Raw genomic sequence first — 13818 nt, 5'->3', positions numbered from 1 at the left:
TACTGTGATGCACAGCACATCGACTGCTACGGTGAGCGTCGAGTGATCCAAGCTGCGGAGGTAGTCGAGTGAACCTGTCACATCTGCTCGAAAGCGTGAAGGCGATCGGTGTACTGCGCGCGCGCGGAGTCTCCGATCCCAAAACACCGCTCGAGACCCTGCGGACGATGAAGGAATCCAAGATCTACGGCCCGCAGGCCACCCTCGTGCGCCATTCGGCCCGCGTCGCCCCCGCCCAGGTGGCCCTCGTGGATGAGCGCGGTGAGCTGACCTATCGCGAGCTCGACGAGCAGTCCACCGCCATCGCCCGCGGGTTACGCGAAGCGGGCATCGGCGAGGGCACGGTCATCGCCGTGCTGGCCCGCGATCACCGCGGCCTGATCATGTCGATGATCGCGGCGGGCAAGCTGGGCGCGCGCATCGCGCTGATGAACACCGGCTTCGCCAAACCACAGTTCGCGGAGGTCTGCGAACGCGAGAACGTGCGCGCGGTGCTGCACGACAGCGAGTTCCTCGGCCTGCTCGACGCACTGCCCGCCGACCTGCCGCGCTACCTCACCTGGGTCGACGAAGGCACCGAACTCCCGGCGGGCGCCACGACATTCGACGACCTCGTCGCGAACAACTCCACCGAGGATCTGCCCGCGCCGAGCAAGCCGGGCGGCTTCATCATCCTCACCAGTGGCACCACCGGCCTGCCCAAGGGCGCACCGCGCACCAAGGTCACGCCGATGGCGACCGCGCAGTTCGTCGACCGCGTACCGTTCCCGAAGCGCGGTACAGCGATGATCGTGTCGCCGATCTTCCACAGCACGGGCCTGGGCACCTGGCTGGTCAACACGATCCTGTCGAACAAGATCGTCATGCGCCGCCGATTCGATGCCGAGGCCACCCTCGCCGCGATCGCCGAGCACAAGGTCGAGATGCTGGTGTGCGTGCCGACGATGCTGCACCGGATGACCGAGCTGCCCGCCGACGTCCGCGCGAAATACGACCTGTCCTCACTGAAGGTCATCCTCTTCGCCGGCTCCGCGCTCACCCCGGAGCTGTGCATCAAGGCCACCGAGGCCTTCGGACCGGTGCTCTACAACCTCTACGGGTCGACCGAGGTCGCCATCGCGACCATCGCGAACCCGGCCGAGCTGGCGGAAGCGCCGGGCACGGTCGGCCGTTCGCCGATCACCTGCGAGGTCCGCCTCTACGACGACGAGGATCAGCAGGTCAAGACGCCGGGCGCGCGTGGCCGGATCTTCGTGCGCAGTGGCGCGCCGTTCGAGGGCTACACCGACGGCAGGCACAAGCAGATCATCGACGGCTTCATGTCCAGCGGCGACATGGGCCATTTCACCGACACCGGGCTGCTCATGGTCGACGGCCGCGATGACGACATGATCGTCTCCGGCGGCGAGAACGTGTACCCGCAGGAAGTCGAGAACCTGCTGGTCGAGCGGCCCGAGATCTTCGACGTGGCGGTGATCGGCGTCGACGATCCGGAGTTCGGAAAACGCCTGCGCGCCTTCGTCGTCCTGGAAGAAGGTCACACCCTCGACGCCGCCGAACTCCAGGCGCACGTCAAGGCGAATCTGGCCAGGTTCAAGGTGCCGCGCGAGGTGATCTTCCTCGACGAACTGCCCCGCAACGCCACCGGCAAGATCGTGCGCCGCACCCTCATCGACTATGAGGTCTCACAGGGATAGGCCCTGGCTACTACGGAGTAGACAGCGCGGCCGGATCGCTTGCTAGTGTTAGCGACAGCACTGGATCTCGAAGACGCGGTCCGGCCTGCGGTTCTGCGTGGGCTCGGTCTGCCGGAAGGCTGTTCGATGTCTCTGTCTCTGCCCGCGCTAGGTACTACCGCCCGACGTGCCGGTGACTTCGCGCTCGGCGTCAAGGTCATGGTCGATCGCAAGCTGTTCAATCCGCTGCGCCTCGACCACGCTGCTCGTTCGTTCCGCAATGTCTCGAAGTTCGGCCCGTTCGCCGGCGTCGTCATGCACGCCGCGCAGAGCAGGCCGCAGGCGGGCGCGATCGTCGACGAGCTGGGCGAGATCACCTTCGGCGAACTCGACGCACAGTCCAACGCCTTCGCCCGCGGCCTGCGCGCCAGTGGGATCAGCGAGGGCGACGTGATCGCGGTGCTGGCCCGTGACCATCGCGGCATGGTGTTGAGCCTGCTCGCGGCGGGCAAGCTCGGTGTGCGCGCGGTGCTGATGAACACCGGGTTCGCCAAGCCGCAGTTCGCTGATGTCGCCGCCCGCGAGAAGGTCAAGGCGGTGCTGCACGACAGCGAGTTCCTCGACCTGATGAGCGCCATCCCCACCGAGATCCCGCGGGTGCTCACCTGGGTCGACGAAGCGCACGGGGCCGACCCGTCGATCCCGACCGTGGCCTCGCTGTCGGCGGATCGTTCGACCGCCGCGATCACCGCGCCGAGCAAGCCCGGCGGCATGGTGATCCTGACCAGCGGCACCACCGGCACCCCCAAGGGCGCACCGCGCGACAAGGTGAGCCCGTTCGCGTCGGCGCAGTTCGTGGATCGGGTGCCGCTGCCCAACAACGGCACCATGATCATGGCGGCGCCGATCTTCCACGGCACCGGCCTGTCGCAGTTCACCCTCGGGCTCGCCCTGGGAAACCGGGTCATCTTCCAGCAGCGCCGGTTCGACCCGGAGCAGACGCTCGCCAATGTGGTGAAGTACCAGGCGGATTCGCTGGTCGTGGTGCCGACGATGCTGCAGCGCATCCTCGATCTGGACGAGCAGGTGCTGGCGAAGTACGACCCGTCGACGATGAAGGTCATCTTCGCCGCGGGCTCGGCGATCGCCCCCGACGTGGTGACCCGCACCCTCGACTACTTCGGCGACTCGCTCTACAACCTCTACGGCTCCACCGAATGCGCGGTGATGACCGTGGCCACCCCGGAAGATCTGCGCAAGGCGCCGACCACGGCGGGCAAGGCACCGGTCGGCATCCGGATCGTGCTGCTCGACGAGAACCGCAAGCCGATCACCGCGCCGAATGTCACCGGAACGATCTTCGTGGACAACGGGTTCGCGTTCACCGGTTACACCGACGGCCGGACCAAGGAAATGGTCGACGGCATGATGTCGAGCGGCGACGTCGGCCATTTCGATGCCGACGGTCTGCTCTACATCGACGGCCGCGACGACGACATGATCGTCTCCGGCGGCGAGAACGTCTTCCCGCTGGAGGTGGAGAACCTCATCGCGGGCCGCGCCGATGTGTTCGAGGCCGCGGTGGTCGGCGTCGACGACCACGACTACGGCAAACGGCTGCGCGCGATCGTGGTGCCCGGCCCGGAGTCCAAGCGCGACGCCAAGGAGATCAAGGAATACGTCCGCGAGAACCTGGCCCGCTACAAGGTGCCGCGCGAGGTGATCTTCGTCGACGAGCTGCCGCGCAACGCGACGGGCAAGCTGCTGCGCAAGCCGCTGATCGAGATGCCGGTCGAGTCCGACTGAGAACGGCTGGACGTAGCCCGCTCTATTGCCGCCGAGCGGGCCTCGTCCGTCGACTATCATCAGCGCGTGATCATCGGGTTCGAGCAGGCGTCCGCGCCGTCGCGTGCGGTCGGCGCGCGGCTGCGTGGCGCCTGCGCGGGCTCGATGTCGGGCGCGCTGTCGTTGGCCGCGCACGGGCTGGCCGCCGGTGGGGCGCTGCCGGGCAGCACCGCGATCGTGTTGCTGGCGGCGGCCTCGGCGGTTGTCGGCGCACTGGTCGCCGGGATCGGACCACTGCGTCACGGTGCGCTGGGTTTGGCGGCGGTGCTGCTGGGTGGTCAGCTGGTCGGCCACACCACGATGAGCTGGTCGGGGCACTCGCACTCGGCTGACGATTCGCTCGGACTCGGCATGCTCACCGCCCACACCGTCGCCGCGCTGCTCACGGCCGTCGTCATCGTCGGCGCCGAGGCCGCCTACCGGGTCGGCGGCGCTGTGCTGGCGCGCATCCTGCCGCTGCGCTACCGCACTCCCCGCATCCCCGACCCGGCGCCGTTGCGGCTGGCCCACCGCGACCGCGTCATCCTGCGAATCTTCGCCACGTCGTCGCTGCGAACCCGCGCTCCCCCGCTCGCTGTTCCTTTCTGACCTTTCCCTCACCCGGTGCACGGGCTCGTCGTGCGCTGTCCCCGTGTCGAACACGCGCCTCGTTGTCGCCTCCCGACGCTGACGTCACCCGTTCTCTCGACGTGAGCGTGGTGCTCGACGTCCGGCTCCGGTCGGCCGTGTTCGTCCGGCTCCGCTCGGACGAAGACCGCGCCCAGCGATCGGCAGGCTCCACGCCGCACCAGGTCGACGGCCTTCGCGCGCCGTCGTCGATGCGGGTGCCGAGCCGTGCCTTGTCCGCGCGCACCGGGTTCCAGTACTCCAGAAATGAATCAGCATGAGCATCACGGACACTCGTCCGGCCGAGGAGAACTCCCCCTCGGCACCACCGATCGCCGGTGACAGTCCACGTTCCGGCGCACGCCGGGGCTTACGCCTGTCTCCGCTGGCCCTGCGCCTGCACTTCTACGCGGGGTTCTTCGTCGCCCCGTTCATCCTGATCGCCGCGCTCACCGGCGCGCTGTACGCGATCGCGCCGACGATCGAAGGGTTCGTCTCGCGCGATCTGCTGCAGGTCGACACCACCGGGCCCGACCAGGCCCTGTCCGCCCAGGTCGGCGCGGCGGTCGCGGCGCGCCCCGACCTGGCTCTGGTCGCGGTCGCCCCCGCCCCGAACGAGGGTGACACCACGCGCGTGCTGTTCAACGATCCGGCGCTCGGCGACTCCGAGCGGCTGTCGGTGTTCGTCGACCCGCACACCGCCCAGCCGGTCGGCGAGTCCGTGGTCTATGGAAGTGGTGGCGCGCTGCCACTGCGCACCTGGCTCAGCGAGTTCCATCGCAGCCTGCACCTGGGCGAGCCCGGCAGGCTCTACAGCGAGCTGGCCGCGTCGTGGCTGTGGGTGATCGCGCTGTTCGGGCTGGTGCTGTGGGTGCACCGGGTGCGCAAGCGGCGCGACCGCAGGTCGGCGCAGTGGCTGCTCAAGCCGGATCTGTCCCAGACCAGGCGTCGAAAGATGAACTGGCACGGTGCGATCGGCGTCTGGATCCTGCCCGTGGTGCTGCTGCTCTCGGCCACCGGCATGACGTGGTCCACCTATGCCGGTGAGAACGTCACGACGCTGCGCGAAGAACTCAGCTGGACCACCCCCGCGGTGAGTGTGAAACTGCCGGGCACCGCCGGTCCCGCCCAGTCCTCGGGCGGCGACCACCACAGCGGGGGGCAGACCGGCCCGGCCCCGGTCGACGCCTCGGCGCGGATCGCGCAACTCGATCGCATCTACGAGGTCGCTCGTGCCGAGGGCATCACCCAGGGCGCCGAAATCGCCATCCCGGCGACACCGGAGAAGGCGTTCGGCATCAAGGAACTGCGCCTGCCCGGCACCTACACCGTCGACTCGCTCGCCGTCGACGGCGCGACCGGCACGGTCACCGACCGGCTGGCGTTCGCCGACTGGCCGCTGATGGCCAAGCTCACCAACTGGGGCATCGCCTTCCACATGGGTCTGCTGTTCGGCCTGGTCAACCAGCTGTTGCTGCTCGCGATCATGGTCGGCCTCGTCACCGTGATCGTGCTCGGTTACCGCATGTGGTGGCAGCGTCGACCCACCCGCAGGACTGCTCTGCCCGTCCCGCCACGGCGTGGGGTGCTGCGCCGCACGTCGCCGTGGATCACCGTTCCGCTGGTCGGCGCGGCGGTCGCCGTCGGCTGGTTCCTCCCGCTCATCGGCGTGAGCTTGATCGTTTTCCTGCTCATCGATGTCGCATTGGGCCTGGCCGCTCGCGCGGACACGGTGTAACGCATGGCTAACTATCGAGGAAACATCCCATGTAACCCATGACCCTCGATGATCGGAGCTTGCCCATGAGAACCTCAGCTCGCGCAGTAGCGATGTGCTTGGCCGCTCCGGCCATCGCGGTCGCCTTGACCGGTGTCGCCGCGGGGACGGCCGCCGCTGATCCCGGCTGCCAGGGGTCGATGAACGGCCCGTGGGCGTTCAATGGTGGGTGTTACGGCGGCGAGGGCACCTACCGGCTCGAGGTCGACTGCATCGGCTACAACATCGCGCCCTTCGCCGTCGGGCCGTACACGATCCGCCAGGACCTGCCGGTCGGCCAGGCGGGCACCGTGGCGTGCTTCGGTCCGAACTGGTCCAGCGCGGGGTGGGCCGTCGGCTCGCGGATCTTCCGGCTCTGACACCCGCATCGCGACGCCGAACCCGACACGATCGGTGGCTGGTTCGGATCCGCGGTGAAAGGATCAGCGGATGACGCTGTCTCGCCGACAACTCCTGCACGGCGGCATCGGCGGTTCGATCGCCGCTGTCGTGGGGGTATCCGCGGTGAGCAGTGCGCGGTTCGCCGCGCCACGGCGGCTCGGCGAACCGTTCTCGCTCGGGGTCGCGTCCGGCGAACCGACCCCGGACGGAGTGGTGCTGTGGACGCGACTCGCCCCCGATCCGCTCGCACCCGACGGGTACGGCGGGATGACGGTCGCCCCGGTGACCGTCGACTACGAGGTCGCCGAGGACGAACGATTCACGAAAGTCGTGGTCACCGGCTCAGCGGTGGCGACCCGCGAGCTCGGGCACAGTGTGCATCCCGAGGTCGCCGGGCTGGCGCCGGATCGGTGGTACTACTACCGGTTCCGGGCCGGTTCGGCGATCTCGCCGGTCGGGCGCACCCGCACCGCGCCCGCGCTCGACAGCCCGACCGCGCGGCTCCGGTTCGCCTTCGCGTCGTGCCAGTCGTGGAGTTCGGGGTACTACACCGCCTACGAACACCTCAGCGCCGAAGATCTCGACCTCGTCGTGCATCTCGGCGACTACATCTACGAATCCTCCTGGGTGCTGGCCCGCCACGGTGCGCACCTGCCGCCGCAACTCGCCGGCGAGGCAGTGGATCTGGCGGGCTACCGACTGCGCTATGCCCAGGCCAAAGGCGAAGCGCCGCTCCAGGCCGCGCACTCGGCGTTCCCCTGGCTGGTCACCCTCGACGATCACGAGCTCGACAACAACTGGGCCGGTGACAGTCCCGGCCTCGGCTTCGACGTGTACCGCCTCGCACCGCTGTTCCGCCGCCGCAAGGCCGCTGCGTTCCAGGCCATGTACGAGCATCAGCCGATGCGCTTGGCGCAGCTGCCCGCAGGCCCGTCGATGCACCTGCACCGCCGCTACCGGTTCGGCGATCTCGCCGAATTCACCATGATCGACACCAGGCAGTACCGCACCCAGCAGGCGTGCGGTGACGGCTCGGCGGTCGTCGGATGCGCCGACCGCTTCGCCACCGACCGCACGATTCTCGGTGCGGCCCAACGTGACTGGCTCGTCGACGGCTTCGCCACCTCGCCCGCCCGCTGGCAGGTGCTCGGCAATCAGGTCGCCATGGCCCAGTCCGATTACGACCCCGGCCCCGACCTGCTGCTCGGCACCGATGCCTGGGACGGCTATGTCGCAGACCGCAATACGGTGCTGGCCGCAGCCACCGACCACGCGGTCGACAACCTGGTCGTGATCACCGGCGACCGCCACGAGAACTACGTCGCCGACCTACGCCGCGACTACGCCGATCCCGAATCACCGGTCGTGGCAACGGAATTCACTGGCACATCGATCAGCACCGGCAGCGACGGCGCGGATCTCACCGACGCGGGTCGTACGCTGCTGGCCGCCAACCCGGACCTGAAGTTCTACAACCGGCAACGCGGCTATGTTCGCGTCGACCTCGACCATCGCCAGTGGCGCAACGACTTCCGCGTGATCCCCTACGTGAGCCGTCCGGGTGCCCCGATCAGCACGCGGGCGAGTTTCGTTGTCGAGGACGGGATCCCCGGCGCGGTCAGGTCAGCCTGAGGACAGTTTTCCCTTCGGCGGCACCGGTCAGCAACGCGCGCATCGTGGTCGCCATAGCCTCGACGCTACCCGCGCCCGCACACCGACCCGGGCGCGCACGCGTCACGGATCCGGGGTGAATTCCTCCATCGTCATCGCCGCACCCTCGGGGACCTGGACCGGGCGTAGCAGCGCCCAGCCGATGAACACGACGGCGAACCCGATCATGCCGAGCCCCGCCCAGAGATTCACATCGATCCCGCCGGTCTTGACCTCCTGGGCCGCGCTGTCCTGCACCAGCGAGGTGATCACCAGGACGACGCCGTAGCTGCCGAGCAGCGCACCGACAATGGTGCGGATATCGAAAAGCATGGTGCTGACTCCTTATCCGACGATGATGTTGAGGGCGATCACCAGTACGAGGGCGATCCCGGCGAGCAGGGTCGGCCGCTGGTACCAGGGCAGCGAGTCGGCATCGGCGTCGGTGCGCATCGCCTTCGGTGTCTCGGAATACACCAGGCCGACCAGTTCGGCGGGCGGCTTCGGCCTGGTCACCAGGGTGACCGCGACGCTGACGGCGATGTCGACCACGAACGCGGCGCCCGCGGCGACGAAGCTGGCGCCCTGCCCGGACAGGTTCGTCACCCCGGTCTCGTTGAGCAGGAACACGAACACGGCGGCGAGCGTGCCACTGACCAGGCCGACCCAGCCCGCGGTCGGCGACATCCGCTTCCACAGCATGCCGAGGATGAACGTCGCGAACAGCGGTGCGTTGAAGAAACTGAACAGGGTCTGCAGGTAGTCCATCATGTTGCTGAACCCGCCCGCGATGAACGCGGTGAAGATCGCCGCCACCGTCGCACCGACCGTGGCCAACCTGCCGACCTTCAGGTAGTACCCGTCGGGACGACCCTTACGGACGTACTGCTGCCACAGATCGAAGCTGAACACGGTGTTGAACGCCGAGACATTGGCCGCCATTCCGGCCATGAACGCCGCCAGCAGACCCGCGAGCCCGACACCGAGAAGGCCGTTCGGCAGCACCTCTTTCATCAAGAACAACAGCGCCTGGTTGTAGGTGACATCGCCCTCGAAATCGGGATTCGCGGTGACCTGCTGCTTGTACTCGATCATCTGTGGCACCAGGACCGCGCTGATCATGCCGGGGATCACCACGATCAGCGGGATGAACATCTTCGGATAGGCGCCGATGATGGGGGTGCGCTGCGCGGCCGAGATCGAGTGAGTGGCCAAGGCACGCTGCACTTCTACGAAGTTGGTTGTCCAATACCCGAAGGAGAGAACGAATCCCAGACCGAACACGATGCCGATGATCGAGGCGAAGTTGTCGGTGAATCCGCTCATCGCGTTGCCCGGCCAGGTCTGCAACTGGTCGGCGCCACCCGGTGAGCCGGACACCTTGTCCTGCAAGCCGTCCCAGCCGCCGACACGGTGCAGGCCGACCAGGGTCAGCGGCAGCAGTGCGGCCACGATCACGAAGAACTGCAGCACCTCGTTGTAGATCGCGGCCGAGAGCCCGCCGAGGGTGACGTAGGACAGCACGATCACCGCGGCCACGACCACCGAGATCCACAGCGGCCAGCCCAGCAGCACATTCACGATGGTGCCGAGCAGATAGAGGTTCACCCCCGCGATCAGCACCTGGGCCACCGCGAAGCTCAACGCGTTCACCAGGTGCGCGCCGGTACCGAAGCGCCTGCGCATGAATTCCGGCACCGACCGCACCTTGGAGCCGTAGTAGAACGGCATCATCACCACACCGAGGAACAGCATCGCGGGCACGGCGCCGATCCAGAAGTAGTTGAAGGTGGGGAAGCCGTATTGGGCACCGTTGGCCGACATGCCCATGATCTCCACCGCGCCGAGATTGGCGGAGATGAACGCGAGACCGGTGACCCACGCGGGCAGCGAGCGCCCCGACAGGAAGAAGTCGATACTCGACGACACCCGGCGCCGGGCGATGAGGCCGATGCCGAGGACGAAGACGAAGTACAGGGCGACCAGCGCGTAGTCGACGGGGGCGGCGTCGAGCCGCAGTGTCGACGAGGCTTCTAGGGTGGCGGGCGAAAAGGCAAGCGGCACAGCGTGTCCCTCCTGACCTGGAGCCGGACGGCACACGAGCGTCGTTCACACGGCGCGGGTCGCGTCGTCCGTCGAACTGTTTCGGGTGCTTCCCACTGTGCGCGCCCGTCCTGCGCCGCACAGCGAAATCGCACAGAACAAAATGGACAACTGTTCACTCCAGTCTGCGCGCACCCGCGGCAGGCTCGACGGCGAAGACGCGGGGCGGGGCGAACCCAGTGGTAGCGAACCGGTTCATGATGTTCTCGGCCACCCGGTCGGCGTGCTCGACCAGGGCGATGATGCTGCCGCCGAAGCCACCGCCGACCATGCGCGCACCGTGTGCGCCCGCGTCGAGTGCCGCGTCGACCGCGAGATCCAGCGCGGGTGCGGAAACCTCGAAGTCCTCGCGCAGCGAGTGGTGCGAGGCCGTGAGCAGCGCACCGATCGACCGCGGGTCCGCACCGGCGCGCAGCCGGTCGACGACCGCGAGCACCCGCGCGTTCTCGGTGACCACGTGCCGCGCGCGACGCCGCAGCACTCGATCCTGTAAGCGTGGCAGGTCTTCGGAGGTGGCATCGCGCAGGGCGGACAGCTTCAGCGCGGCGGCGGCGGCTTCGCACTGGGCTCTCCGCTCGGCATATCCGCCGTCTGCCAGATCGTGCGGGTGGCCGGTGTCGGCGACGATCAACGCCAGCCCGGCAGCGGCGAGATCGAACGGAATCTGCTCGGCGGCAGCCGATTCCGAGGCGGTGAAGGCGCGGATGTCGAGGAACAGGGCGTGGCCCTCGGTACACAGGATCGAGGCGGACTGGTCGAGCAGGCCCGTCGGCACTCCGGCGAAGCTGTTCTCCGCCGCCCTGGCGATCTCGACCATGCGCCGATCGGTGAGCGCGGGCGCGAACAGGTCGCGCAGCGCGATCGTCACCGCGCAGCACAGGGCCGCCGACGAGGACAGGCCCGCGCCGATCGGCACCGCACCGTCGAGTTCGAGGTCCACCCCGCTGACGCGATGACCACCGCGGATGAATTCGTTGACGACGCCGAGCGGATAGCGGGCCCAACCGGGCAGCCGATCCCGTTGTGCCGCAAGAGCATCTACGCCCACCTCGACGACCTCACCGGGCCGCTGCGCCGAGGTGAGCCGCACCAGCCCGTCACCGCGCGGTCCGGCCGCGCAGACGACGCCGAGCGGCAGGGCGATCGGCAAGACGAACCCGTCGTTGTAGTCGGTGTGCTCGCCGATGAGGTTCACCCGGCCCGGCGCGATCCACTTCTCCACCCGTACTTCCCTTCCGCTTCCTGCGACGATGTCATCACCGAACACCGCGGCGGGCAACTGTCGAGCACCGGGTGCCGAATCGGTATGCGGCAATGCTCTCAACGCATCGACAGCAGGGCCGTGGACGTGTCATGATCGACTGAGTTGTAAAGGTTTTGAGCGTCGGCACTGCCGGCTGGGGATCGTGCTCGGACAACAACACTCGGTGCTCTCGGCCGATACTTCGAGTGATTCACCGGCCTCACATTCGAATCGACGCTCGTCGCGTGCGCAGCAAGATCGAGGGGGGCTGATGACCATCAGCGAGACACGCTACGGGAGCCTGCGACGGTGCGCGGTATCGCTCGGCGCGGCGGGGGCCGTGCTGATCGCGCCGCTGGCGGGCGGCCGGGCGCTGCCGTTTCTGCTGCTCATCGTGATCGTCGCGGGATCGCTGGCGATGATCGGGTACGGCATGTACCGCCATCGGCCCGCGCACCGGCTGCCCTGGTACCTGCTGGCCGCGTCGGTGCCGCTGTTCGCCACGGGCACCGCGATACGCGCGCTCGGACTGCACCCGAGCTGGCACCCGGTCGACGATCTGTGTACGTTGGCGGCCTCGCTGTGCCTCGGCGTGGCCGCCGTCGGCTGGTTGCAGCCGCACCGACTGCGCAATGCCCGCGACCTCTGGCTGGACTCGACGCTCATCGGGCTCAGCGCGCTGCTGGCCTCGTGGACATTCCTGATCTCGCCGATCCTGCGGCACAGCACCGGGTTCGTCGATACCGCACTGGCCGCGAGCTATCCGCTGATCCACGCGCTGCTGGCTACCGTGCTCGCGCATTCGCTGGCGACGGTGGTCCGCTCGGAGACATCGCTGCGGTTGTTGCAGGCCGCATTGATCGCCGTACTCATCGGTGGGTTGATCGAAAGCCTCACTGCCGCAGGCACGATCGCGGTCGATCCCGAAGTCGCGCTGGTGCCGCAGCAGTGGGCGTACCTGCTGGCCGGGCTGGCCGCGGTGCAGCCGACGATGGGCGGGTTGCGCGACGCCGAGAGTGTGGGACCGCATCGATCGCGGCAGCGGGCCGGGATGATCGCGGTGGCACTGGTGGCGGCCTCGCTGGTGAGTGTGGTCGGCGCCGACCTCGGGGTGGTCGACCGCGTGGTGATCTGCGCGCTGCTCACGTTGCTGTTGGCCGGTGTCCTGGTGCGCAGCGAACGCGCCATCGCGCGCAGCACGCGCAGCGAACGCCGCGCCCAGTACCAGGCCGACCACGACCTGCTCACCGGGCTGTTCAACCGGGCCGCGCTGCTGCGCGCACCACACCGCTATCGCGAGCAGTGGGCCGGAAAACCACTGTGTCTGCTGTTCATCGACCTCGACGGCTTCAAAATGGTGAACGACAGCTACGGTCACGCCGTCGGCGACGAACTCATCGCCAACGCCGCGTCCCGCATCCGCCGCACCACCGCCAGCGCCGACCTCACGGCCCGCTACGGCGGCGACGAATTCGTGGTCCTGGCACCACGCAGCCGCACCGAAGCCGCCGTGCTGGCCGAACACATCCTCGGCGCCTTCATCCGCCCCTTCGAACTGAGCTGCGGTGAAATCCCCATCACCGCCAGCATCGGCGTCGCCTGCCTGACCACCCGCCCCACCGAAACAACCATCTACGACCTGATCCGCACCGCCGACGCCGCCATGTATCACGCCAAGGAATATCGCCTCGGTCTCAGCTTCCACGACGAACTGAGAAAGCCGTCGACACGGCGGCGCATCTCCGCCTCCCCGCGGATTCAGCGGGTGGCCCAGTAGGTCAGTCCCCCAACTCCTCCAACAGCTTCCGAGCCGCCTCCAGCTCGGCTTGCAACTGCGCGACCTTCGCCTGCTGAGCCCCCCGAGCAGCCTCCAGAATTCCGGCCACCACTTCCTCTACCTCGGGGTGCAGGATCTTCGCGGCCTGAGCGACGGCCGCACTGCTGACCGCCAACCCCTTCACACTGCGCTTCTTACCGTTGATCACATCGACAGTCCACTCACCGTCGGCGGTTCCGGTGAGGGTCACGGTCACCTCGGCCACCTTGGCCTTGCGCACCGCGGGAGCCTTCGCCGGCCGCGGCGCTGCCGGGGCGGGCTTGGGATCATCGGCTACCGGGGCGAGCGACCTCGGCGCGGGCGTAGCAGCGCTCGGCAGGGTCGACGGCTGGGTCACAGTGTTGTCCTTTCGGTTGCTCGGCGCGGGGGCACTGTCCGGGCGGGTCCGTGCGGATCCGCCCGGCGCTACGGTAGTCCCGCGGGCCGGCTTGGTCAGCGTCACCTCGCTCGGGCCGAACGAGAGCACATCTTTGGAACCGGTGGGCCGCACCTGCAGGAAGTCGCCCGCGGACGGATCGTCGAGCGCGACAACCTTGCCCGACTTCCCCTCGGCGACACCGACAGCGGCGGCGGTGAACCACACCATCGGCGGTTTGCCCTCGGCGAGCTCGCCTGCGATACGCGCGAGCTCGGCGTCGGATAGTACCGGCGGTGCTGATCGGCGGGATGCGGACTTGGTGCTCGGCGAGGACATCGTGGA

At 68.2% G+C, this 13818-nt stretch carries 11 protein-coding genes; 7 read left to right on the top strand and 4 right to left on the bottom strand.

Translation table 11 applies throughout. The features are described 5' to 3' along the window. The first annotated feature begins 68 nt into the window (after positions 1 to 68). From ACWDXS_RS10025 to ACWDXS_RS10000, 6 genes are all read left to right on the top strand, one after another. Complete coding sequence (locus ACWDXS_RS10025; protein WP_378991369.1) at positions 69 to 1697, top strand: acyl-CoA synthetase; 1629 nt, start codon at positions 69 to 71, stop codon at positions 1695 to 1697. 126 nt (positions 1698 to 1823) lie between these two features. After that, on the top strand, positions 1824 to 3482 hold the full coding sequence (locus tag ACWDXS_RS10020; protein ID WP_378991368.1) for an acyl-CoA synthetase: 1659 nt from the start codon (positions 1824 to 1826) through the stop codon (positions 3480 to 3482). Positions 3483 to 3548: 66 nt separating this feature from the next. Continuing rightward, positions 3549 to 4109 carry a hypothetical protein gene (locus ACWDXS_RS10015; protein WP_449964147.1) on the top strand — a complete coding sequence of 187 codons (561 nt, stop codon included), beginning with the start codon at positions 3549 to 3551 and terminating at the stop codon, positions 4107 to 4109. 295 nt (positions 4110 to 4404) lie between these two features. After that, the gene (locus ACWDXS_RS10010; protein ID WP_449964144.1) at positions 4405 to 5865 is read left to right on the top strand and encodes a PepSY-associated TM helix domain-containing protein; all 1461 of its coding nucleotides are present in this window, start codon (positions 4405 to 4407) and stop codon (positions 5863 to 5865) included. 65 nt (positions 5866 to 5930) lie between these two features. After that, the gene (locus ACWDXS_RS10005) at positions 5931 to 6263 is read left to right on the top strand and encodes a hypothetical protein (RefSeq protein ID WP_378632903.1); all 333 of its coding nucleotides are present in this window, start codon (positions 5931 to 5933) and stop codon (positions 6261 to 6263) included. 70 nt (positions 6264 to 6333) lie between these two features. Beyond that, entirely contained in the window at positions 6334 to 7917 is a 1584-nt protein-coding gene (locus ACWDXS_RS10000; RefSeq protein ID WP_449964141.1) for an alkaline phosphatase D family protein, read from the top strand. A 102-nt stretch (positions 7918 to 8019) separates the two neighbouring features. On the opposite strand, the gene ACWDXS_RS09995 is transcribed toward ACWDXS_RS10000, so the two are convergent. From ACWDXS_RS09995 to galK, 3 genes are all read right to left on the bottom strand, one after another. After that, on the bottom strand, positions 8020 to 8268 hold the full coding sequence (locus tag ACWDXS_RS09995) for a hypothetical protein (protein WP_378991363.1): 249 nt from the start codon (positions 8266 to 8268) through the stop codon (positions 8020 to 8022). A 12-nt stretch (positions 8269 to 8280) separates the two neighbouring features. After that, a complete protein-coding gene (locus tag ACWDXS_RS09990) occupies positions 8281 to 9999 on the bottom strand; it encodes a sodium:solute symporter family protein (protein ID WP_449964137.1) in 1719 nt (572 codons plus the stop codon). A 154-nt stretch (positions 10000 to 10153) separates the two neighbouring features. Continuing rightward, positions 10154 to 11260 carry a galactokinase gene (galK, locus tag ACWDXS_RS09985; protein ID WP_449964134.1) on the bottom strand — a complete coding sequence of 369 codons (1107 nt, stop codon included), beginning with the start codon at positions 11258 to 11260 and terminating at the stop codon, positions 10154 to 10156. Positions 11261 to 11552: 292 nt separating this feature from the next. On the opposite strand from galK, the gene ACWDXS_RS09980 reads away from it, so the two are divergent. Continuing rightward, on the top strand, positions 11553 to 13058 hold the full coding sequence (locus ACWDXS_RS09980; RefSeq protein WP_449964132.1) for a diguanylate cyclase: 1506 nt from the start codon (positions 11553 to 11555) through the stop codon (positions 13056 to 13058). Position 13059: 1 nt separating this feature from the next. Here the strand turns inward: ACWDXS_RS09980 and ACWDXS_RS09975 are convergent, their stop codons facing one another. Continuing rightward, the gene (locus ACWDXS_RS09975; RefSeq protein ID WP_378991358.1) at positions 13060 to 13812 is read right to left on the bottom strand and encodes a DUF6319 family protein; all 753 of its coding nucleotides are present in this window, start codon (positions 13810 to 13812) and stop codon (positions 13060 to 13062) included. Between the last annotated feature and the right edge of the window lie 6 nt (positions 13813 to 13818).

It is taken from the genome of Nocardia sp. NPDC003183, assembly GCF_053590715.1.
Note: the sequence above shows the minus strand (reverse complement) of the source record. Positions and strands in the feature narration are given on the sequence as shown.